Source organism: Bacillus sp. SKDU12 (assembly GCF_010093085.1).
Classification (GTDB): domain Bacteria; phylum Bacillota; class Bacilli; order Bacillales; family Bacillaceae; genus Bacillus; species Bacillus mexicanus.
The window spans coordinates 43,079-64,756 of record NZ_MSRC01000003.1; the positions used below are offsets into that span (position 1 = coordinate 43,079).

Here is a 21,678-nt window from a genome sequence, read left to right on the forward strand (position 1 = left end):
GGTCAGCTCATGCTCATTGAACCGACTGACGTAGCCTCCTATTCGGTCTATGATCGGGTGAAAAACAGGCCGGAAAAACTGCTGGCGCAGGATATCATCGAAGCGGAGGCAGAGGCAGCTCTCATCACGGGACACCGCTTTGAAGACAGTGTGTACGACCCGCTGCCCGCTAAGGCGAGATTGGCTTTATTGAAGCTTGCCCAATATTTTGCGCTTGTCAACAGTGACGAATCAGCCGCATTCAGCTATCAGTCTGAAAAGATGGGAGACTACTCCTACACGCTTTCTGGACAAGGCGGGATTCAGCGGCCGGAGGTGTATCACTTGCTTGAAGATTTTATGGCACCTGGATACGTTTCTGAGTCTTCCAGACTGAAGGTGAGATCTTTATGAGCTATCAGCACATGCTCATTCACCGCTGTGACATTTATCATGAAACAGCAAAAACGCCATCATCAGCCCGGTTTGGAATTCCCGCTGATAAGCTGCAGCCGGTCATTTCATATCCGGACACACCCGATGAACGAGATGTTCCTTGCTATTTTACCGAAAAAACGCAGCAGCTGATCCAGAAGGAACCGGATCAAACTGTATATCACAGCTTTCTCGTCCATTTTCCGTTGTCAGCGGACATCCGTGTGAACGATAAAATCATGTGGGAGAATCATCGCTATATACTAAAGCTGCCAAAAAGGATCAGACATCATCATTGGGAAGTCGTCGCAGTCAGAGATGAAAGGCTATGAAAATAACAGGACTGAAACAGCTAAACAAGTCATTAAAAGAAGCGGCTTCAGGCGGCTTTTCACGTCAGGCGACCCGTTGGCTTGAAGAATGCGGGCAAGATTTTCTGGAGCTCGTCCAATCTGAACTCATCAGCACACAAACGATTGATACAGAAAAACTGCTCAGCTCGTTCGAGAAAGGCGCTGAGGACAATCTTTGGATTGTGCAAAGCGGCGGGCTTTCACTTGAAGTAGGCACACAGCTTGATTACGCCTCATTTCTTAATGACGGCCATTGGACGACAAAAGAAGATGTGAGATGGGTTCCGGGGCATTTCACAGGCTCACAGTTTCTATATGATCCCGCGGCTTCAACGGGAATGGCGCTCAAGAGGAAATGGATACCGGGCACGAGCTACTGGGATCATGCGCTGCTCTTATATGAACAGCTATTTGAAACATCGCTGGAAAGAAAACTGCGACAGTGGCTGAAAAAGCTGTGAAGGAGGAGCAGGATGAACAGTGAAACAGGATCGATCATGGCATTTTTGTACAGCCAATGGTCTGTTCCCATTTATGAACGTAAGCTCCCTGATCAGTTTCAGGTGCCGTCATTATACGTCCCATCGCCATCTGTTTTTGAGGAAACAGATACGGTCTCCACATTTAAAAAAACCTACAGTCTCAATGTGAAGCTGTTTCATCATGACTCCGTTCAGGCGCTTGATGAAGCGGACAGGCTCGCGGATGCCGTCAGAGAAGCGAGAAATATGATTCCGCTTCTCAATGAATCCGGTGAGAAGACGGGGGATATGATTCGCATCACCCGAATTGAGACAAGGGTAGGAGACAGGGGCGAGGCGGTTATGGTGATCAGATGGAGCAGCCGATATTATTATCACAAAACAGAACAGCCTGTTTTACAGGAGATCGAAATGAACAGCGGGGTGAAATAAACGGTGACAAAGAACAAACAACAGAAAAAGGCTGTACATACAGAGAGCCGGGAAGCGCTTTTTGATACAGCGGATTTGATTAAGCACGCGAAGGAACTGTTCGGCGTTAAGCCGGATATCCTTCAGGGGGCTTTATTTGGCGTGGACAAGACATATATGACGAAATCAGAGGCAAGACAATTGATTCAAACATTTCTAACCAAGGAGGTCATGTCATCATGAATGGCGGAACATTTACAACAGGCAAAGAAAAAGAACGTGCAGGCATTTATTTTAATTTTAAAACGACGGCTCAGGAGCGGGTGTCACTCGGTGAACGGGGGACAGTCGCACTTCCGGTCGCATCAAGCTGGGGAGAAGCGAAAACGTTCGTCTCCATTTCCAGCGTTGAAGACCTCAACAAAAAAGTGGGCCTCAGCATTGACGACCCGTCTTTATTGCTTTTGCGTGAAGCGAAGAAAAATGCGAAAACGGTATTAATGTACCGTCTTACTGAAGGTGTCCGAGCATCTGCCGATATTGCTGAAGGCGTCAAAGCGACTGCGGTATACGGCGGTTCAAAAGGAAATGACATTATCATCCGCGTGAACCCAAATGTGCTGGATGCGGCTGCTTTTGATGTCACAACGTATATGGATGAATCAGAGGTTGATAAACAGACTGTCAAAGAGGCTAAAGAATTAAAAGCCAATGGCTATGTCACCTTTAGCGGAAAAGGCGATCTTTCTTCGACAATTCCACTCACCGGAACAGAAGAAGACGCTTCAGCTGTGACACTGGATGCATCTGCGGGAATCCGTTTGTCTGGCGGAACAGATAAAGCGCCTGTCAACTCCGACTATACAGATTTCTTAGCGGCTGCTGAAACGGAGAACTTTGATGTGATTGTGCTGCCTGTTGCCGAAGGTGATCAGCTGAAGGCGACATTTGCAGCGTTTATTAAGCGCCTGCGGGACGGACAAGGACAAAAAGTACAAGGCGTCACAGCTTATTATGCTGGTGATTATGAAGGTATCATCAATGTAACAGAAGGTGTCCTGCTTGAAGATGGCACCGAAGTTACGCCTGATAAAGCAACAGCTTGGGTAGCTGGAGCGAGCGCAGGAGCAACCTTTAATCAATCACTTACATTTGTAGAGTATGAAGGCGCCGTCGATGTGTTGCACCGTCTTGATCACGATGCGATTGTTGACCGTCTGGGCAAGGGTGAATTCTTATTCACATTCGATGCCCGCGATAAATCCGTCAGCGTAGAAAAAGACATTAACTCACTCGTCACGTTCACAGCTGAGAAAAACAAAAAGTTCGCGAAAAACAAAATTGTTCGTGTCCTTGATGCTGTGAATAACGATTTAACACGCGAGCTGAAAAACTTAATTAAATCAAGGAAAGGCAGCGGAAGCGATATCCCGGCGTCTGAAGACGGACTGCAGTATGTGAAAACAATGATCACGCAATACATGACGACTCTTCAGGATGCGGGCGGTATCACTGGCTTTGATTCCGATGAGGATATCACCATTTCAATGAATGAAGACCGTGATGGCTTCTTGATTGACCTGGCTGTACAGCCTGTCGACGCAGCAGAAAAATTCTACTTTAATGTGGAGGTAAACTAATATGGCATTAAAAGCACAGAACACAATCTCAGGAAAAGAAGGGCGTTTATTTCTCAACGGCGAAGAAATGGCGCACATCAAAACATTTGAAGCAAACGTCGAGAAAAACAAGTCTGAAGTAAACATTATGGGCCGCCGCATGACAGGCCATAAAACAACAGGGGCAAACGGAACTGGAACAGCGACGTTCTATAAAGTCACATCCAAATTTGTGCTATTGATGATGGATTACGTGAAAAAAGGCAGTGACCCTTACTTCACCCTCCAAGCCGTCCTTGATGATCAATCCTCTGGACGAGGCACAGAGCGTGTCACGCTATACGACGTCAACTTCGACTCTGCCAAAATCGCAAGTCTTGATGTTGACTCAGAAGCATTAGAGGAAGAAGTTCCATTTACATTCGAAGACTTCGACGTGCCTGAGAAGCTATCTGACACGTTTTAATTACCACTAAACCAACATCCATAAGCAGGTCTTTCTGAGAAAGGCCTGCTTTTTACAAAATGAAACCAAACAAAAGATAAGGGAGTTTTTCACATGAGCGAAAAGAACGAAAACGTATATGATCTTTCCTTTTTTATGCCGGGTAAAACAATTGAAGCTGAAGAAATCAAAGTGCCGATCTCAAAGCGTTTTGTTGATAAAAAAGGGAATGTCATTCCGTTTATTTTAAAACCAATTACAACCGAACGAATTGATGAATTGGAAAAAGAAAATACTGTATTTAAAAATGTGAAAGGCCGCGGCCGCGTCAAAGATTTAGACTCTCAGCGCTTTTATGCGAGAATTGCCATCGAATCTACTATTTATCCTGATTTTCGTTCAAAAGATTTAAGGGAAGCTTACAAAACAGCGGATCCCGTAGAAGTTGCCAAACGCGTGCTATCAGTAGGGGGCGAGTATGCGAATTGGCTGAATAAAGCAATTGAAATCAACGGTTTTGAAGATGATCTTGAAGATCTAGAAGAAGAAGCAAAAAACTAGTAAAGGATGGCGATAAGGAAGCAGTGTATTTGTATTATGCGATGCATGAGCTTCATTATTCGCCATCCCAACTTCTTGAATTATATGAAGCGCCTAAACACTTTAAAGCGCTTTTATTTGGGTTAATAGGCTATAAGTTAGACCTATTAGAAAAAGAATCAAAGAGAGGAGGGAACTAAGATCGCAAAACTAACAGCCCGTTTTGATCTCGAAGACAAAGTATCTAAAAAACTAAAACGGATACATAAAGGATTCCAAGAGGTCGAAAAAAAAGTCAAGACCATCAATCGACAAATCAAAATCAGCATCAGAGCAGAAGATCAGGCATTTTACCGTCTGAGAAAAATAAATGATTACATCATTTTAAAATTCGCGAAATCACTAGAAATCAAAGTGGTACTTGATGACCAAGCAACTGCAAGGCTGGAAGCGATTGAACAAAAACTAAAACGGCTGCCGAAAGAAACAAAGCTGACTGTATCTTTAGTAGACCGAACAAAAACTGCGTATAAAAAAATACGGAAGTTGCTATCTAACCAAAAGTTATCATTCCTTTTCGTTCCAGAAGACAAGGTTACGTCAACAGTTAAAAAAATGATTGGTTATATTAAGAAAAATATAAAAAACGGTTATACAGTTAAATTAAAAGTCATCGATGAAATCACCAAAACAGTGAATCGATTAACAGCACTTTTGAGGAAATTTGAAAAAACGTATTCTGTAAAGGTTGTTGTGAAAACAAAAGTATCAGACAAAATCAATAAAAAAGAAAGCCCGATTAACAAAGAGAAATCTAAGGAAGGATCAGACAAATCCTCGGACAAAAGCTCTGATCAAAAACCCGGCTGGGTTGGGAAAATAAAGGGATGGCTGAAGGATTGGTGGACAAAATCCGCTTGGCCTTGGATTAAGGATACACTCAACGAAATCGGAAAAGCTTTTTTAGATCGTTTCAAAGAAAGATTATTAGAAAAGCTGAAAAATGATGTGTTTGATAAGATCATTGATAAAATTTTAGGCCCGCAAAAAAAGAAAGATTCTGGCGGGGGTTCTGAAAAAGATAAAAAAGTCCTTAATCGTAATACAGGTGGTAAATGTTGCTGCGGCTGTGAAGGCGGCAGCACAAGACCAGGCTCTAAAAAGAAAAAAACATATCGAAAAAAGAAAAGCCCGACAAAGGCTCCAAACAGAACACTTAAGGTTCCTGGTGAGGTAATAAAAAGACGCAAGAGCGGCACATCTGGTAAAAGTGCATCTAGGACTTCAGGTTCGAAGGGAAAGAACTGGATCGGAAGTTTAAAATCACTAGGAAAGGATTCATCCAAACTCGGAAAAGCATTCAGAGGAATGAAAAAGGCTGTTCCATACGTAGGATCCGCCCTAGAATTGTTCGATCTAGCTGGAACCAATAAAGATAATGCCGGCGAAAAGGTTGGTTCAATTGGAGGCCGCATCGCCGGAGCGGAAGCGGGCGCAACTGCAGGCGCAGAAGCAGGTGCGGCGATCGGTTCGTTGGCAGGTCCAGAAGGTACAGCAATCGGCGGCGCAATCGGCGGAGTCGGAGGCGGTTTAGTAGGCGGAATCGGCGGTGAAGAAGCAGGTAAGAACATTGGTAAGATGTTTGATACTTCTCAAATAAAAGAGAATATTTCAAATACACTATTTAATGGTGATTGGTGGAATGAAAAATGGACAGGGGTCAAAACAACAACAGGAGATACTCTAGACGGGCTTGATGATACATGGACTGATTTAAAAGATACAGCTTCTACTAATTTTTTTGACTCCAATTGGTGGGCTGAACAAGCTGGTTATGCATACGGTGCATTAGAGTCTACACTTTTCAATAGTGATTGGTGGGGCGGAAAATGGGAATCTGTAAAAAGCTGGACAAAGGATAAGTGGGATCAAGCTTCTTCTGTATGGGAGTCTGTTAAATCAAAAGTAAAAGAAACAGTCTTTGATAAAGATTGGTGGGGTGGAAAATGGGAAGGTGTCAAAGGCTGGACAAAAGAAAAATGGGAAAACACAAAGTCGATTTGGAAAAAATTCACATCAACACTTGAAGACAGCCTATTTAATAAAGACTGGTGGTCTAAAAAATGGGATTCAGTAAAAGAGTGGGGGAAAAACATATTAGGAGATTCTTGGGATGCAGTAAAGTCTGCAGGCGGAAAAGTAGTGAAAACTGCTCAAAAAGTGGGCGGTGGAGTGACGTCTTGGGTTAAAGAAAAGGTAGAGCATATTCAAAAAGGAAGAGAGAAGGCTCACAAAGACTTTGGAATGAAAGCTGATAAAAACGCCACAGGCGGTTACATCACCAAACCAACCATCTCTTGGATCGGTGAAGCCGGCAAGGAATTCGTTATTCCGGTTGATAACAACCGAGGCCGAGGTAAAATGCTTCTTTCACAAGCAGCATCTAAGCTCGGTATGCAAGTTGTAGACGATATGGGAGCCGCTTCATCTTCAGCTGCAAGTCCAGTATCGAGTTCAGGAGGAGCAGCTGCCAGCCCGGTATCAGGATCAGCTTCTCCATCAATGAACACTGCAAATCTTACAGGCCAAGCGTCCGCACTCGGACAGCAATTTTCAGAAGGCATTGGCAAAGGCATCAGCAAAGAGCCGGTCAATATGGAAGACTGGAAAAAGAAAAACATCAATACGCCATTTACACAAATGATTTCTGCTTCATCCAATTACGGTAAACAAATGGTAAGCGGGTATGCCAAGGGTCAAAACGGAACTGCAACCGGTACAGACGGCTATCTGCAAACGAAAGTCAAAACACCATTCCAGAACACTGTGAATAAATCCTCTTCATGGGGAACCGGTACGATCAAAGGGTTTGCTTCAGGTCAAAATACTTCACAAACTGGCACTGATCAGTACGTTAATACTCATGTGAATAAACCGTTTGTCCGTTCGAAGGAATCCTCAAACGGCTGGGGCAGCGGCATGATCGGGAATTTTGTTTCAGGTATGACTTCTAAGACAAGTGAAGTCCACGGAGCCGCCAAGGAACTCGCGAAAAAAGTTGAGAAGGCATTTCGTGAAGAGCTGGATATCCATTCACCATCCCGCGTTATGATGAGTTTGGGGCGTTTTGCTTCAATTGGTGTTGTCAAAGGCCTTGGCTCAGTGGATGTGAAAAAATATGCTGAAAAACAAGCTGGATCACTGGCCGCTGCTTACTCAGGAATGGGTGCGATGAGCGGTAATGTGAAACAGTGGATTATGGCGGCTCTCATGGCCACAAAAACACCGATGAGCTGGCTTCCTGGACTCATGACGATTGCGCAGAATGAATCAGGAGGCAATCCGAACGCAATTAACCTGTGGGACAGCAATGCAAAAGCGGGGCATCCATCACAAGGGCTTATGCAGACCATTCCGAGCACCTTTAATGATCATAAAGCACAAGGCATGGATAATATTAAAAATCCGATCCACAACGCAGCTGCGGCGATCGGCTACATTAAAAGCAGATACGGGTCAATTAATAACGTGCCGGGCATAAAAAGCATGAATCATGGCGGTCCCTATGTCGGTTATGCCAACGGCGGGCTGATCACAAAAGAACAAATCGCCCGTGTCGGAGAAGGAAACAAGCGGGAGTGGATCATTCCGGAGGAGCGGGGCATACGCGGCCGCTACCTCCTTCAGAGGGCGGCGCAGGCTCTTGGTATGGAAGTGACAGATCCATCTCAATCCCAGCAGTCTGAGCTTTCATCAGGACAAGTGTCAGCAGTTACATCCGGTACACGGCAAACGAAACAAACGGCCGGAACGAAAGAAATTAAGATTGAGTTTAACGGCGATCAGCATTTCCATAATGGACAGGACGCCGAAACCCTTGCGGCGAAAATCAAACAGGCGCTTATAGACGAGCTGCAAAAGGATATCAATATTGGAACGAAGGGAGTCGTTGCATTTGACTAAATCCGTATATGAATTTTGGATTTCACAAGGGAAGGACAAACTGCGGCTCCCCGTTCTTCCCGACCAGCTGAATATTTCAAATACGGTTCAAAATGAGTCGGTTAAAGTAGCCAAATTCGGTGATCTTACATTTATTGACGAACAGGGAGCGAAAGAAATTTCGTTCTCTTCGTTTTTTCCGAAGAAATACAGTCCGATAGCTGAATATCAAAACTTTCCGTCCCCGGAAAATGCAATAACAAAAATTGAAAAATGGATGAAGGCCAAAAAACCGGTCCAGTTTTTGATTACGGGCACTAAAGTGAACATGACATGCAGCATTGAAAGTTTTTCCTATAGCGAAGGCCAGCAGGATATCGGTGATCGCTCATTTGATATTCAATTTAAAGAATATAAAACCGCTTCCCCTCGGAAAATCAAACAAAAGAAAAAAACAAAGGCAAAACGTCCATCAAAGGCTTCTCCGAAAACCTATACAGTGAAAAAGGGAGATACGCTATGGGACATTGCCGGCAGATTTTACGGGAATAGTACGCAATGGCGCAAAATTTGGAACGCCAATAAAACGGCCATGATCAAACGGAGCAAACGGAACATCAGGCAGCCGGGCCACTGGATTTTCCCCGGCCAAAAATTAAAGATACCGCAATAATACCGCAATGAAACAGGTGATGTATGATGATAGAACTGTTCGTCATTAAAGACACAGAATGGCTTGAACTGGTAGCGGAAAGTGTATCACTGGAAGGCCATCGTTATCAGGCGCCGCGCTCCATTGAAGCGACCATCGTCATCAAACAAGGCAACCAGACGTATTATAGCGTTACAGAAGGTGATACGGTCTTGTTTAAGTGGAAGGGAAAAGAGCTTTTTCGAGGCATCGTTTTTGCAAGAACACCGGACGAGCATACACTTGCTTTCAGTGCATACGATATGCTTCAGTATCTGGTCAAAAACCAGGATGTGTACGTCTTTTCCAACCAGAGAGCTGATCAGATGATCAAAAGAATAGCCAATGATTTTCAAATTCCGACAGCCTCGATAGCGAATACAGGCCATACGATCAAAAGCCTTGTCATTAAAAATGATACGACACTGTATGACATCATCTTAAAAGCGTTGAAACAGACGAAAAGGCAGACAGGACGGCATTACCAGCTGTATTCGGAAAAAGGAAAGCTCGGTTTGCGCGCTTGGCCAGATCCGTCAGAAGTATGGGTGCTGGAAACCGGCGTTAATATTACGGGCTATCAATACAGCACTTCTATTGATGACACTGCAACACGGGTGGTGCTCCGCCGGCAGAATGACAAGAAGACGTATAAAGCGTCTGCCAAAGACAGTTCAGGCTTAAATAAATACGGCGTGCTTCAATATACAGAAACGGTCACAGATGATATCAACCAGGCACAGCTTCAGCGGCGGGCAGATGTGCGTCTTGCTGAAAAAAAGGGCGTGAAAAAAGAACTGAAAAATATTCAGGCGGTCGGTATTCCGGAAGTGCAGAGCGGCTTGCCTGTCTATATTTCCATTCCGGAGGCCGGGATCAAAAAGACCTATTGGGTAGACACAGACCGGCATGAGTTTAAAGGAACGAAACATACGATGACAATTGATGTTGTTGAAAAGAACACCATACCAGAAGGAGCGTCCTGATGAGATTGAGTGAAGCGATTAAACACTTGGCCGTCGGCGCAGTTGGCGCAGAGTCACCGGTGGAGCTGCTCCCTGCTGAGGTGGTTTCAGTTTCCCCTGTTAACATCAGATTAAATGAAAACAGTAAATTGATCATACCCTCTGACGCCCTTATCATCCCGAAACGGATGCAGGCCGGCGAAGATGATGCACTCAAGCCAGGGGATCGTATCATGACTGTGGCTCTGACTGGCGGCCAATCGTTTTTTATTTTAGATAAAGTATAGCCAAACCGCTTCAGAACGAAGGGGTTTTATTTAGCATGTAAAAGGAGTGGGCATCATGGCCCTGACACCAGAGGTGAAGTTTGAAGATATCGAAGATCAGAGCGAAGTGATTGAAACCTCGCAAACGTACAAAATAGATTTTGAAAACGAAAGAATTACAAATGAACTGATTACCGGGCTTGAAGCGATTAGGCAGTTCGTGTATATCGCTTTACAGACAGAGCGCTATGCATATTCCGTATACAGCCATAATGTCGGTAATGAGCTGCAGGACGTGCTGACAGATCATGAGACGACTGATGCCTATAAAAAAATGGAGATTCCAAGACTGATTGAAGAGGCACTGGTTTATGACGACCGGATATCTGCTGTAACAGATTTTGAGATCGAAAAACAAGGCGATGCATTTCATGTTTCCTTTGTGGTGGAGACAGATGAAGGGACGCTTGAAATTGAGGAGGTGATTGGCGCAAATGTTTGAAGATCAGACCTTTGAAGAGATTATGGAGCGTATGCTGAACAGCATCTCCGCAGATATTGATACAAGAGAAGGCAGCGTCATTTATAATGCGTTAGCTCCTGCGGCAGCCGAGCTTGCGAAGTCATATATATGGCTGGATACAGTGCTTGAGCTTGTCTTCTCTGATACCGCACAAGGCGAGTTTTTAGACCGGCGCGCAGCGGAAGCGGGTATTGAGCGGACTGCCGCGACAAAGGCGGTCAGAGCGGGAGAATTTACGTCTGGTGTGACCATTCCCATAGGCTCCCGCTTCTATGTGGATAATCTTTATTTTCAATATACAGCAGATGGCACGCTCATCTGTGAAACACCGGGTGAAGCAGGGAACGCCAATCTGACTGGACGTCCTTTATTGTCACTGGATACCATTCCGGGTTTAGAAACAGCCTTAGTCAAAGAAATACTCATTCCGGGTCGTGAGGAAGAAGGAGACGACAGCTTAAGAGAACGATATTTTATAAGGGTTCGACGTGAGGCTGTCAGTGCCAATAAAATGCATTATAAAGAGTGGGCTGAGGAAGTGGATGGTGTTGGAAAAGCAAAGATTTTCCCGCTTTGGAAAGGGGAAGGCACAGTCAAAATTGTCGTCACGAATGCCAAGCTTGAGCCGGCTTCTGAAATCTTAATTCAAAAAGTAAAGGATTATATCGACCCTGAGCCAGGACAGGGTGAGGGGCAGGCGCCAATTGGAGCTGTTGTCACAGTGGAAAGCGCGGTTTGGAAGAAAGTTGAGATTTCTGCCGAAGTGCTGCCTGAAATCAATCACTCGATAGATGAAGTGAAGTCAGAAATTGAAGAGGGTGTTTTACATCTCTTTAAGAAAATGGCGTTCGAAGACAACATCATCCGTTTATCTCAAATAAACAATATCGTCTATAACTCACCATCAGTCAGTGATTATGCCAATATTAGAATCAATGGCAGCTCTGAAAATCTAGTGCTGAGCGACGTGGAAATTCCTAAGCTGGGGCAGGTGAAGATCATTGAGCAAACAAGATGATATGAAAGCGTACCTGCCCCCGTTTCTTACGAGTCTGAAAGAAATGGCCGAGCTGCTGAAAGCGGAAGCGCCAGAGTTTGAGAAACAGAATAACAGCATATTTGATCTGACGGATCAGCTTTTCGTGCCGACAGCGACATGGGGGCTCAGCCGCTGGGAGAAGATTTTAAATGTGCCGCGGGAATCAGGAGATACAGATGAGATCAGACGATTGCGGTTGATTTCAAAAATGTCGAACATCCCGCCAATTACCTATAAAGCCATTGAGCAGGCGGTCAATCGTTTTTTGAAAAAACCGTCAGCACAGGTCCGCCTGCTGCCCGGTGAATACCGATTTAACGTGGATATCAATATTGATGACCTTCAGCACATGAATGAGCTGATTGAAGCAATCGAAAACATGAAGCCCGCTCATTTGGCGTATACGCTCAGAAGCGGATTAAATGAGAAGCTTCACATAAAAGATACAGTCATCCTGAATCACCGCAGATACCGAACAGCCAGTGAGCTGAAGGTCGGTTATTCGGTCACCCTTAACAACAATGAGGTGGTTTTACTTTGATTTCAACCATATACAGAGAACGTGCAGCGGCAGATCTAAAAAGCAGAATTGATCACGTTCTGCTTAACGGACAAAAAACAGACATAGCAGAACTCACCATTGACGGAGCGACAGTTACCGTTCTGACAAGACGTGAGGAAGAAATCAAGCATATCGAAACGGTACAAATTGTTGACGAACTGGGCAACATCATTACAGAAAGAAAAACAAACCTTGACGTCAGCAAAAACAGAACACTCGATTTTAGATTTACTTTTGAGGTGGTGTAAACATGGCATACGAAGAAAAAACAGACTGGCTCCCTGACGACCCAATTAACGAAGACGACGTCAACCGCTGGGAAAAAGGAATAAAAGACGCCCACACAGACCTGGCTGCCCACAAAAACGACATGAACAACCCCCACAACACAACAAAGGCGCAAATCGGACTGGGGAACGTGGATAACGTGCGGCAGGCGGCGAAGAAGGATTTTGATGAACATAATAATGATTTATTACGGCATATTACATCAACAGAACGTGATAAATGGAATGCGAAGGAAACTCCTCTTGGAGCTCAAAATAAGGCGGATCAAGCTGAAGGAAACGCCAAGGCCTATACAGACAATTTTGCTGCGAGAAGAGATAACCCTCACCAAGTAACAAAGGCACAAGTTGGACTTGGAAATATCGAAAATGTGAGACAAGCCTCAAAAGCAGATTTCAATGCTCATTTAAGTGATACTAAAGTTCATATATCTCAAGGTGAAAGAAATAAATGGAATGCTGCACAACTAAATAAACTAACTGGAGATGATGGTAAAAGAATACAACTCCAAGACGGTACCGATATTCTAACATTATCTTCTGGATTTTATTATGCAGTTGGTAAATCAGTTGTAAACAATCCAGTGGAAGGAGATGCAGCTTGGTATAACTACGATATTATAGAAGGTGATTCAGGAAGGAAAACAATAGTAGCTTACCAAAGTTGGGGCGTTGCAATGTGGATTGGAATGGTTCACACAGACGGTGAGTTCAGAGGATGGAAGCAAATTGCAACAATGGATATTGTGGATGAAGTTCAATCTAAATTAAATTTTCATAAAAATGATAAAACTAATCCGCATTCAGTTACTAAACAACAAGTGGGTCTCGGAAATGTGGAAAATGTTAAACAAGAAACACCGGATGGTGCGCAGAAAAAGGCTGATACTGCTTTGAATCAATCAAAAGATTATACTAACAGCACAGCCTTTATTACTAGACCATTAAATTCAATAACCGATGCAAATGATTTGAACCTCCCGCCTGGCACTTATCGTTTAGACACTAATTACATGAATGCAAATCCCGTTTTGCAAAATCAATTTCCGTTAAATGATAACAGAACAGGTTTATTAATTATCTACCCCTCTGCAAATAAATGGGCTACACGTCAAGATTGGTTTAGCATCTCTACGAAAACACTTTATACAAGGGTAGCTGTTAATAGTACTGAATATACAAATTGGTATACATTGGAAACGTCAGAGGGTTCGCAAAGTAAAGCAAATAAAGCTTTAGCTGATGCTAAAAATTATGTTGACACAAATTATACAAATCAAAAATTAACAGTACTTAAAGGCTCTAATGCAATTCAAGACGCTAGAACAAGTGGCAATGAGTACCCTGCTGGGCTGACTTTTATGGATATAGGAGCAAATAATACAACAGGATACCCGTTTACCTATGGTATTGTAAAAAATGAAAAACACAGTAATTATAGATTTTCTCAATACTTTTATGGGACAGGAAAAGAGTCAAACTCTTATTTTACTAGTACAGGTTCTTGGATCCGCCATTGGTGGGCCGATTCAGGCTGGACAGCTTGGCAGAAAATTTCCGGTTTTGCCCACGCGAATATTGGAACTACAGGAAAGCAGCAATTGATTAAAGGAGAACTTCAAAAAGTAAAGTATAATAGAAAAATAAAAGATAGCCATAATACTTTTGATACTAAAAACAATAGATTTATTGTTCCAAATGATGGGATGTTTTTGGTGAATGCTGGATTATATATAGAAAATTATCAAGTATATGCAAACTACGAAATGGACATTTATTTAAATGGTGTGAGATATAAAAATATTGCCCACTATAGGGTGAACCCTGGTGACCAATCGGATACTACTGAAATAAACGTAGGTCTTTATGGGGCTGCGACAGTTCCCGCTAATAAAGGAGACTATATTGAAATTTATTTATATGTGGGATATAGCGGCAATAAAACTCGGTATACTACAGAGAGTTCAGGTTGGTACAACTATTTTGATATTACAGAAATAGGCGGCAGAAACTACCCTATACTATAGGAGGTGCAAGATGATATTATACGACGCAATCATGTACAAATACCCTGATGCTGTGCCAAGAAAGGATTTCGAACTGCGGAATGACGGCAATGGTTCTTACATTGAAAAATGGAGCTTGCGTGCCCCAATCCCAACCCAAAAAGAACTCGAATCCTGGTGGGAAGAGCTGCAAAAAAACCCGCCGTATGAGCCGCCTGATCAGGTGGAAATTCTTGCTGAGCAATTGTCAAAGGAAAAGCTGGCACGCAAGCAGCTTGAAGAATTGAACAAAACTTTAGGAAGTCAACTGGCCGATATAAAGCTTTCATTACTTTCCTTGAAAGGAGATCATGCTGAATGAATTATTGGGTGCTTGCCCTCTATTATAAGTGGGCGACAACGGATATGGTGAAACAAGCTCTAGCATATAGAGACTGTTCGATTGAGGATCTGGCAGAGGGTGTGAATAAAAAGCTGATGACACCTGACCAGTATAAAGAAATTACCGGTAAAGCCATGTAAGGCTTTTTTATTTTGGCTGTTTTTACATCAAAAGGAGGATGAGGATAGTGAAGTATCAATATGAATTTCCTATCGATAAGACTGGAAAAGCCGGAGCTGTAAAGCCTTATAGAGGAAAAAATGATTTTGTGACACCTGTTTCGAATTTGTCAGGTGTAGCGGAGATTTTAACAAATGCGGCCTTGAAGGCGACTGAGGCATACAGTCAGCTCGGGCAAGACAGGCTGGGTGCAGTTCTGATTTCAAAAGTAAAGGGCTGGACGTACGCAGATCGTGAAGGCACGCTTTTTGTTGAAGAAAGTGATAATAACAATGCTTGGACGACGACCGCAGCAGTTAGTGTCGCAGCAGGTGTCCTGACAGCGACGGACTGGGTATACCTTTCTAAGCGCTATTACCGCTTCCGTTATGTGAATGGGAATCTGCAGCAATCCGAGTTTGTCATATACCAATCAGTCGGTGCAGGAGAAATAGACGTTCATGTAAATGAAAAAACCCCTTTGCAGATTGATTTTGCGGAGAATCAAACACATGAAGGACGGCTGAAAGTGGAGACTGGCAAAACAATTGACTTTGTCTTTCATGAAAATGCGGAAAATGCTGGCGAAGGTGCCGTTTTATCCGTGGACGGCGCCGCGCATTTACTTGTTGAGGTATACGGCACAGCGGAAACAAGCGAGATCAAATTTTGGGGCAAATCGGTGTCAGGGCAGAAACTGCCGATCAGAGGAGTGAAATCTGATGATGCATCCTCTGCCTTAAGTACGTTAGGGAAATCTGAGGCGTGGGCTTTCGATATTAAAGGGTTTAAGGAGATCATCATGGAGATCGCCAGTATCACAGGCGGAACTCTTTCGATAAAAGGAACCGCTGTTTCGTAACCATTTCTGCCCTAAGAAGGGAGATGATCCGCATGTAAAGGAGGAGTAACTGATGCAGCAAGAGGCAGACGTAAATGTCTTTCAGCAGGATTTAGCTGATATGAAAGGTGAGCATAAAGCGCTTGAGCAGCGGGTTTCCGCATTAGAACGCGTGTCTGACCGGCAAGACCAGCAAATTATGACGCTGAACGAAAAATTGAACAAAATTGAAGAGAACACAACATGGATTAAACGCACCATCACAGGTGCCATTATTACAGCAGTGAGCACAGGAATTATCGGCGGAGCGATCGCCATTATGTATAACCTGCTGCAGCATTAAAGGAGGATTTTCATGAAAACGTATGACAAAGGCACGGTCATCAGGACGGTGCTTCTTTTAATTGCCTTAATCAACCAGACCATGCTGATGTTTGGCAAGTCACCATTGGATATTCAAGAGGAGCAGGTCAATCAACTTGCTGACGCTGTTTATTCAGCCGGATCTGTCATCTTTACAATTGGAACGACACTTGCCGCGTGGTTTAAAAACAATTATGTAACAAAAAAAGGAAAAAAACAGCGTCACTTGTTAAAGGAAAATAATCTAACGAAATAAGGGGAAATGTAAATGGTTAACATCATTCAAGACTATATTCCAGTCGGCGCAAATAACCGTCCAGGTTACACTATGACGCCACTCTATATCACTGTGCACAATACAGCGAACGATGCACCCGGAGCTGATGCAAAGGCACATGCCCGCTATTTAAAAAATGCTGGTACGGAGACAAGCTGGCATTTTACAGTTGATGATACGGAAATTTATCAGCATCTTCCATTAAATGAAAATGGCTGGCATGCGGGAGATGGAAACGGTATCGGTAACCGGGCTTCTATTGGGATCGAAATTTGTGAAAATGCCGATGGAGATTTCGCGCAAGCAACAGCAAATGCCCAGTGGCTCATAAAGACATTAATGGAAGAGCATAAAATCAGTCTCGCCAATGTTGTTCCTCATAAATATTGGTCTGGAAAAGAATGCCCGCGTAAGCTTCTGGATACATGGGATACGTTTAAAGAGGGGATTGGGGGAGGCGGCAGCCAAACCTATGTCGTGAAACAAGGAGATACGCTTACATCCATCGCGAGAGCATTCGGTGTAACTGTTGCTCAACTGCAAGAGTGGAACAATATCGAAGACCCGAATCTTATTCAGGTCGGTCAAGTATTGATTGTAAGTGCTCCGTCGTACGCTGAAGAACCCGAGCTCTATCCGCTCCCTGATGGCATCATTCAATTGACAACGCCATATACCTCAGGAGAACACGTCTTTCAAGTGCAGCGAGCACTGGCCGCTCTCTATTTTTACCCTGATAAAAGCGCTGTCAACAACGGAATTGACGGCGTTTACGGACCGAAAACAGCCGACGCTGTTGCCCGTTTTCAATCTGTTAACGGATTAACGGCCGACGGTATTTATGGGCCTACGACGAAGAAGAAAATCCATGCTGCTTTACTAGTTTAGAAGAAAGAAAACATTGACAATGCTTGTTAGTAAAACCATACTGAATATGACGAATTTTGTATTTTGGGTGGTTATACTGTGCAAAAAGATATTAAATTAAATAATGTCAAAGGTGTATTAATATTTTTAGTTGTATTTGGTCATCTGCTGGGTGTTAGTAAAAGCGGGCTGGAAAATATGATTGAAATCATCTATTCATTCCACATGCCTGCTTTTATTTTTCTAAATGGCTATTTCTCCAAAAGGCCGTCTATTAAAAAGGTCATCAATCTCATTCTGTTATATGTGATTTTTCAAACTTTCTACTGTGTGTATCGTTACTATGCAGGTAACTTTTCTGTCATTCAGTTTACTTATGGCAGACCGCATACTCATTTGTGGTATATTGTCAGTTTAGCCAGCTGGTATGCGTTGGCTCTATTTTTAAAGAGAATAAAAGGCAGAAATGTTTTAACAGCAGTGGTTCTGATTTTGTTGTTCGTGCTAAGCTTTTATTCTAGATTTTACGCAGACCAGATCGTAGAATTTATCAAAATATACTACAGCAATATGCATACACAAACACTGTCTATATTAAGAACTTTTGTTTTTCTTCCGTTTTTCTTGGCTGGTTTTTATTGTTCAAGTGATCTCATGAGTAAAATATATAGTTCATTAGACAAATTTAAGTTTAAACTGTTTTCCACTTTAGCTGTCTCTGTATTGATATTCATTATTTTAGATAAACATAATGATAAATTTGATCAGCTGTTTTTTGGTTTTCTAGGCTACCAAAAGTTCAATATAGAGAATCATAGTTATACAGGAATTATGTTCTTTCATTATTCCTTAGCTGTATTAGGTATGTTCTTATTATTAAATGCAGTTGGTGTTCAGAAAAATAAATTGAGCCAATGGGGAGAAAACTCCCTTGCCATTTTTTTATTTCATATGATTTTTGTCTTCCCGTTATTTTCTCACAATAGATGGTTAAACGAGCAAAATCCCGACACGCGATTGATTTTATGCTTTACGATGGCGTTAGGTATAACGTATTTATTTGGATCTCGAGCATTTAACCGTATAGTGAAATATATCATATATCCAATGAAGTATTTAGAGGTTGCTTATGCACGACTCTTCAATAAAACGAATAAAAATAATGAATATAAAAAGCGACATATTGTTTAAATGTCGCTTTTTTTTGTTCGTTTTTTTAGATGCTTCAATATCATGGCACTCCGCGCCCTCACACGAAGCGAATATCCGGAAATGCCAAACTTCCCGTAATTAACAAACTTCACGCGCCTCACTAATTTTTTCACTGTATCACCTGACAATGTCCTCTGTTTGTATTAGTATATGTAGCCCTTATCAGAAAAGGAATAAGGACAAGAGCTGCATTCCCTCGTCCTTTTAGTGTGATCATGCTTTTTTTCGTTTATACTCATCAATCAGCCGCTCGTTTTCTTTGAAGATTCTTGCTGTATGAGGACTGACTTGATAGCTTGCGACGCTGGTGGTTGAACGTTTTTTTAGGATTTTAAACGGCTTTGCCGCTCCGGCTTCGCATCCGCTTTGAAACGCGCGTTCCATTATCCTTCACCTTCCTCCTCAATTGGCAGCACTAAATCATATATGCTCGTTAATGATGTAAAAAGCAAATAATCAAATTCCGTGACAATGCTGTCAGACGTCAGCTTGATGACATAGCTCTGTGTCTCGATAGTAAAAGGGATGAGAACCATTTTTCCGTATTGGTCGTAATAAACGTCCTTGCGATCAAGCCGGGTTTTTACGTCCGCGGGATCATCCATGTGTTCGGTTAACCGGTCTTTATCAGCCTGTGTCGTATAGTGACAAAGGGAGGCTGTTAAGTTCATTTTATCGGCATAGGTTTTCAGCAGCTGATCAATACCTTCAGCATATGCATCTATACTTCCATAATAAACATGGATCGGTTCGTTTTTCAATAGGTATTGGTATGTTTTCAGCCGATTGAGATACATGTGAAGCATTTCGTTGTTCTCTTCGAGGATTTCTCTTGTGTCTGTTTCCAGTTCGCTGCCGGCCAGTTTTTTGACGTATGCGCTTAAAAAGATGAAAGCATCAATTAAAGCAAAGCTGACGGCGACAATGAGATACCGATCCCAGTAAGTAAATAGGGAAGAAGGATCATATGTCCAGTATACCATAGCGCCCAGAACAAACAGCAAGTACCATGTTTTCCGGATGGCGGACATTTTTTCTTTAACCTTCGTTTCGAACCGCCATGTGGCATATACATATAAGCCTAATCCGGCCATGATGCACCAGACCATGATCTGAAAGAATAAAAGCATACATCAATCCCTCACATCTAAAATAGGTTCTGCTTATTGTATTCGAGAGATTTGGCTGGTTTTCCTGTTTCATCAAAAAAACCGCTTCATTGACAGAAGCGGTGTAACCTTAAAAAATCATATTTAAAATAAAATAGGCGATGGCACCAAGCGTCGCTGAAATCGGAAGCGTGATGACCCAAGTAATGAGCATCCGTTTGGCTGTGCCCCAGTTTACGCCTTTTACCCGATGTGATGCACCGACGCCAAGGATTGATGAAGAAATGACGTGGGTTGTACTGACCGGCAAATGAATAAATGTGGCGCCGAAAATAATGGCTGCGCCTGTTAAGTCAGCAGAAACACCGTTTACCGGACGAATTTTCATGATCTTACCGCCGACGGTTTTGATGATTTTCCAGCCGCCGATTGATGTTCCGAGCCCCATGGCTGTCGCACAGGCTAACTGCACCCAGGTTGGAATATCGTTAGAAGAGGTATGTAAATTTGCTGTAATGAGAGCCATTGTGATAATTCCCATTGCTTTTTGCGCATCGTTTGTTCCATGTGTATATGATTGCAGGGCAGCAGTTACAATCTGCACTCTGCGGAATTGCTTATTCGTTTTCGCCAAATTGCTGTCTTTGAAAATCAGCTTGACGATGCTGTAAAGAATAAACCCAAGGACAAAGGCGATGATCGGTGATAAAAGCAGTGCTTCAATGATTTTAATGAAGCCCTTATAATTCAATGCGGCAAATCCGGCTGACGCAATGGCGGCACCGGCAATCGCTCCGATGATTGCATGGGATGAACTGCTTGGAATACCGTAGTACCATGTGATCAGATTCCAGGCAATCGCAGCGATTAACGCAGCTAAAATGACGACTGAGCCGTTTGCTAATGTATAAGGATCCACAATATCTTTCGTAATGGTTTTGGCAACACCTGTAAATGTCATTGCTCCGATAAAGTTCATTGCAGCTGCCATGATAATGGCATGGCGCGGTTTCAGCGCTTTTGTTGATACTGATGTTGCAATTGCGTTTGCCGTATCGTGAAACCCATTGATGAAATCAAACGCCAGAGCACAAATGACGATTAGTATTGTTAAGATGAATAGAATATCCATTTTTACCCCTCGTTACGCGTTTTTCATAATGATGGTTTCAAGATTATTGGCAACGCTTTGGCAAGAGTCGGCAATTTCTTCAAGCGTTTCGTAAATTTCACGATATTGAATCACTTTGATCGGATCTGTTTCATGACCGAAAAGATTTTTTAATGATTTTCTGTGCAGGTTATCACAGTTGTGCTCATACTCTTTAATTTTGATGGCGTGAGGCTGAATGTCCTTTAAGCGGTTTTCTGCCAGCAGCTCAGTTGCAATTAAAATTTCTTTCGCACATTCTCTAATGTATCCGCTGAATTTATCGATATGCTCGTCTGATGACGTAATTGAGAAAATCTCCATCATGGCAGAGAAATGTTCAATTCCGTCAAGCACATCATCCAGGCTGTTTGTCAGCTGAAGGATATCTTCGCGTTCAATAGGAGTGATGAATGCTTTGTTAAGCTCTTTAATCATGACATGAACATGATTGTCACCTTTTGTTTCAAATTCTTTTAACGTATCTGCAAATTCTTTAAGTGTTGTTTGGTTTGTGACTTTAAAGTTCACAAAATACTCTGCAGTTTCATCTATATTTTTTGCGATTTCTGTTAAAAGGAGTGAGAACTTATCTTTTTTTCTTCTTATCATTAAAAACCCTCCATAGTTTGAATGAGACAATGCACACATCACATTATTATATAGTCTTTTGTCGAAAAAAAACAGGTAAACACGAAAAAAACCCCTCTTGACTTTTTTAGCTAGTCATGTCCATTTATTTTGGCCTGCTTTGCTTCAAAAAACGACCAAAG

General features: G+C 42.7%; 30 protein-coding genes. 25 read left to right on the top strand and 5 right to left on the bottom strand.

Annotated elements, in window-relative coordinates; genetic code table 11:
• The first annotated feature begins 9 nt into the window (after positions 1-9).
• The 25 genes from BTW01_RS01455 (at position 10) to BTW01_RS01575 (ending at position 18,625) form a co-directional block, all read left to right on the top strand.
• Positions 10-393, top strand: a complete 384-nt coding sequence (locus tag BTW01_RS01455) for a DUF3199 family protein (protein ID WP_162101268.1) — start codon at positions 10-12, stop codon at positions 391-393.
• Positions 390-746 (top strand): YqbH/XkdH family protein, encoded by a 357-nt coding sequence (locus BTW01_RS01460; RefSeq protein WP_162101269.1) that lies wholly within the window; start codon positions 390-392, stop codon positions 744-746. Before BTW01_RS01455 ends, BTW01_RS01460 begins: the two co-directional genes overlap by 4 nt.
• Positions 743-1,228: an HK97 gp10 family phage protein gene (locus BTW01_RS01465; protein WP_162101270.1), complete on the top strand. Its 486-nt coding sequence runs from the start codon at positions 743-745 to the stop codon at positions 1,226-1,228. Before BTW01_RS01460 ends, BTW01_RS01465 begins: the two co-directional genes overlap by 4 nt.
• Positions 1,229-1,240: 12 nt before the next feature.
• Positions 1,241-1,681, top strand: a complete 441-nt coding sequence (locus BTW01_RS01470; protein ID WP_162101271.1) for a phage tail terminator family protein — start codon at positions 1,241-1,243, stop codon at positions 1,679-1,681.
• 3 nt (positions 1,682-1,684) lie between these two features.
• A complete protein-coding gene (locus BTW01_RS01475) occupies positions 1,685-1,903 on the top strand; it encodes a hypothetical protein (protein WP_162101272.1) in 219 nt (72 codons plus the stop codon).
• A complete protein-coding gene (locus BTW01_RS01480; RefSeq protein WP_162101273.1) occupies positions 1,900-3,300 on the top strand; it encodes a phage tail sheath family protein in 1,401 nt (466 codons plus the stop codon). The genes BTW01_RS01475 and BTW01_RS01480 overlap by 4 nt, the downstream gene beginning before the upstream one ends.
• A gap of 1 nt (position 3,301) precedes the next feature.
• Complete coding sequence (locus BTW01_RS01485) at positions 3,302-3,745, top strand: phage tail tube protein (RefSeq protein ID WP_121591709.1); 444 nt, start codon at positions 3,302-3,304, stop codon at positions 3,743-3,745.
• Positions 3,746-3,838: 93 nt separating this feature from the next.
• On the top strand, positions 3,839-4,285 hold the full coding sequence (locus BTW01_RS01490) for a phage tail assembly chaperone (RefSeq protein ID WP_162101274.1): 447 nt from the start codon (positions 3,839-3,841) through the stop codon (positions 4,283-4,285).
• A gap of 29 nt (positions 4,286-4,314) precedes the next feature.
• Positions 4,315-4,464 (top strand): hypothetical protein, encoded by a 150-nt coding sequence (locus BTW01_RS01495; RefSeq protein ID WP_162101275.1) that lies wholly within the window; start codon positions 4,315-4,317, stop codon positions 4,462-4,464.
• 1 nt (position 4,465) lies between these two features.
• Positions 4,466-8,227 (top strand): transglycosylase SLT domain-containing protein, encoded by a 3,762-nt coding sequence (locus BTW01_RS01500; protein ID WP_162101787.1) that lies wholly within the window; start codon positions 4,466-4,468, stop codon positions 8,225-8,227.
• On the top strand, positions 8,220-8,879 hold the full coding sequence (locus BTW01_RS01505) for a LysM peptidoglycan-binding domain-containing protein (RefSeq protein WP_162101276.1): 660 nt from the start codon (positions 8,220-8,222) through the stop codon (positions 8,877-8,879). The genes BTW01_RS01500 and BTW01_RS01505 overlap by 8 nt, the downstream gene beginning before the upstream one ends.
• Positions 8,880-8,905: 26 nt before the next feature.
• Positions 8,906-9,883, top strand: coding sequence for an XkdQ/YqbQ family protein (locus tag BTW01_RS01510; RefSeq protein ID WP_162101277.1), 978 nt, complete (start codon positions 8,906-8,908; stop codon positions 9,881-9,883).
• A complete protein-coding gene (locus BTW01_RS01515; RefSeq protein WP_162101278.1) occupies positions 9,883-10,149 on the top strand; it encodes a DUF2577 family protein in 267 nt (88 codons plus the stop codon). The genes BTW01_RS01510 and BTW01_RS01515 overlap by 1 nt, the downstream gene beginning before the upstream one ends.
• 55 nt (positions 10,150-10,204) lie before the next feature.
• Positions 10,205-10,630, top strand: a complete 426-nt coding sequence (locus tag BTW01_RS01520; RefSeq protein ID WP_162101279.1) for a DUF2634 domain-containing protein — start codon at positions 10,205-10,207, stop codon at positions 10,628-10,630.
• Positions 10,623-11,669, top strand: a complete 1,047-nt coding sequence (locus tag BTW01_RS01525) for a baseplate J/gp47 family protein (protein WP_162101280.1) — start codon at positions 10,623-10,625, stop codon at positions 11,667-11,669. The genes BTW01_RS01520 and BTW01_RS01525 overlap by 8 nt, the downstream gene beginning before the upstream one ends.
• Positions 11,653-12,231, top strand: coding sequence for a YmfQ family protein (locus tag BTW01_RS01530; RefSeq protein ID WP_162101281.1), 579 nt, complete (start codon positions 11,653-11,655; stop codon positions 12,229-12,231). Before BTW01_RS01525 ends, BTW01_RS01530 begins: the two co-directional genes overlap by 17 nt.
• On the top strand, positions 12,228-12,500 hold the full coding sequence (locus tag BTW01_RS01535; RefSeq protein ID WP_162101282.1) for a hypothetical protein: 273 nt from the start codon (positions 12,228-12,230) through the stop codon (positions 12,498-12,500). Before BTW01_RS01530 ends, BTW01_RS01535 begins: the two co-directional genes overlap by 4 nt.
• A 2-nt stretch (positions 12,501-12,502) precedes the next feature.
• On the top strand, positions 12,503-14,566 hold the full coding sequence (locus BTW01_RS01540; RefSeq protein WP_162101283.1) for a terminase: 2,064 nt from the start codon (positions 12,503-12,505) through the stop codon (positions 14,564-14,566).
• Positions 14,567-14,576: 10 nt separating this feature from the next.
• Positions 14,577-14,906, top strand: a complete 330-nt coding sequence (locus BTW01_RS01545; RefSeq protein ID WP_162101284.1) for an XkdW family protein — start codon at positions 14,577-14,579, stop codon at positions 14,904-14,906.
• Positions 14,903-15,067 (top strand): XkdX family protein, encoded by a 165-nt coding sequence (locus tag BTW01_RS01550; RefSeq protein WP_162101285.1) that lies wholly within the window; start codon positions 14,903-14,905, stop codon positions 15,065-15,067. The genes BTW01_RS01545 and BTW01_RS01550 overlap by 4 nt, the downstream gene beginning before the upstream one ends.
• Positions 15,068-15,111: 44 nt before the next feature.
• A complete protein-coding gene (xepA, locus tag BTW01_RS01555) occupies positions 15,112-15,948 on the top strand; it encodes a phage-like element PBSX protein XepA (protein WP_162101788.1) in 837 nt (278 codons plus the stop codon).
• A gap of 52 nt (positions 15,949-16,000) precedes the next feature.
• Positions 16,001-16,270: a hemolysin XhlA family protein gene (locus BTW01_RS01560; protein WP_162101286.1), complete on the top strand. Its 270-nt coding sequence runs from the start codon at positions 16,001-16,003 to the stop codon at positions 16,268-16,270.
• A 12-nt stretch (positions 16,271-16,282) separates the two neighbouring features.
• Positions 16,283-16,546 (top strand): phage holin, encoded by a 264-nt coding sequence (locus BTW01_RS01565; protein ID WP_162101287.1) that lies wholly within the window; start codon positions 16,283-16,285, stop codon positions 16,544-16,546.
• Positions 16,547-16,558: 12 nt separating this feature from the next.
• A complete protein-coding gene (locus tag BTW01_RS01570) occupies positions 16,559-17,455 on the top strand; it encodes an N-acetylmuramoyl-L-alanine amidase (RefSeq protein ID WP_162101288.1) in 897 nt (298 codons plus the stop codon).
• A gap of 78 nt (positions 17,456-17,533) precedes the next feature.
• Positions 17,534-18,625, top strand: coding sequence for an acyltransferase family protein (locus BTW01_RS01575; protein WP_162101289.1), 1,092 nt, complete (start codon positions 17,534-17,536; stop codon positions 18,623-18,625).
• Here the strand turns inward: BTW01_RS01575 and spoIISC are convergent.
• The 5 genes from spoIISC to BTW01_RS01600 all read right to left on the bottom strand — a co-directional run bounded on the left by spoIISC (position 18,622) and on the right by BTW01_RS01600 (position 21,517).
• Complete coding sequence (gene spoIISC / locus BTW01_RS01580) at positions 18,622-18,774, bottom strand: three component toxin-antitoxin-antitoxin system antitoxin SpoIISC (RefSeq protein WP_162101290.1); 153 nt, start codon at positions 18,772-18,774, stop codon at positions 18,622-18,624. The two genes, BTW01_RS01575 and spoIISC, sit on opposite strands and share 4 nt — an antisense overlap.
• Before the next feature lie 85 nt (positions 18,775-18,859).
• Positions 18,860-19,030, bottom strand: coding sequence for a type II toxin-antitoxin system SpoIISB family antitoxin (locus tag BTW01_RS01585; protein ID WP_162101291.1), 171 nt, complete (start codon positions 19,028-19,030; stop codon positions 18,860-18,862).
• A complete protein-coding gene (gene spoIISA, locus BTW01_RS01590) occupies positions 19,030-19,776 on the bottom strand; it encodes a toxin-antitoxin-antitoxin system toxin SpoIISA (RefSeq protein WP_162101292.1) in 747 nt (248 codons plus the stop codon). Before spoIISA ends, BTW01_RS01585 begins: the two co-directional genes overlap by 1 nt.
• Before the next feature lie 109 nt (positions 19,777-19,885).
• The gene (locus tag BTW01_RS01595; RefSeq protein ID WP_162101293.1) at positions 19,886-20,887 is read right to left on the bottom strand and encodes an inorganic phosphate transporter; all 1,002 of its coding nucleotides are present in this window, start codon (positions 20,885-20,887) and stop codon (positions 19,886-19,888) included.
• A 12-nt stretch (positions 20,888-20,899) separates the two neighbouring features.
• Complete coding sequence (locus BTW01_RS01600; protein ID WP_162101294.1) at positions 20,900-21,517, bottom strand: DUF47 domain-containing protein; 618 nt, start codon at positions 21,515-21,517, stop codon at positions 20,900-20,902.
• Positions 21,518-21,678: the final 161 nt, after the last annotated feature.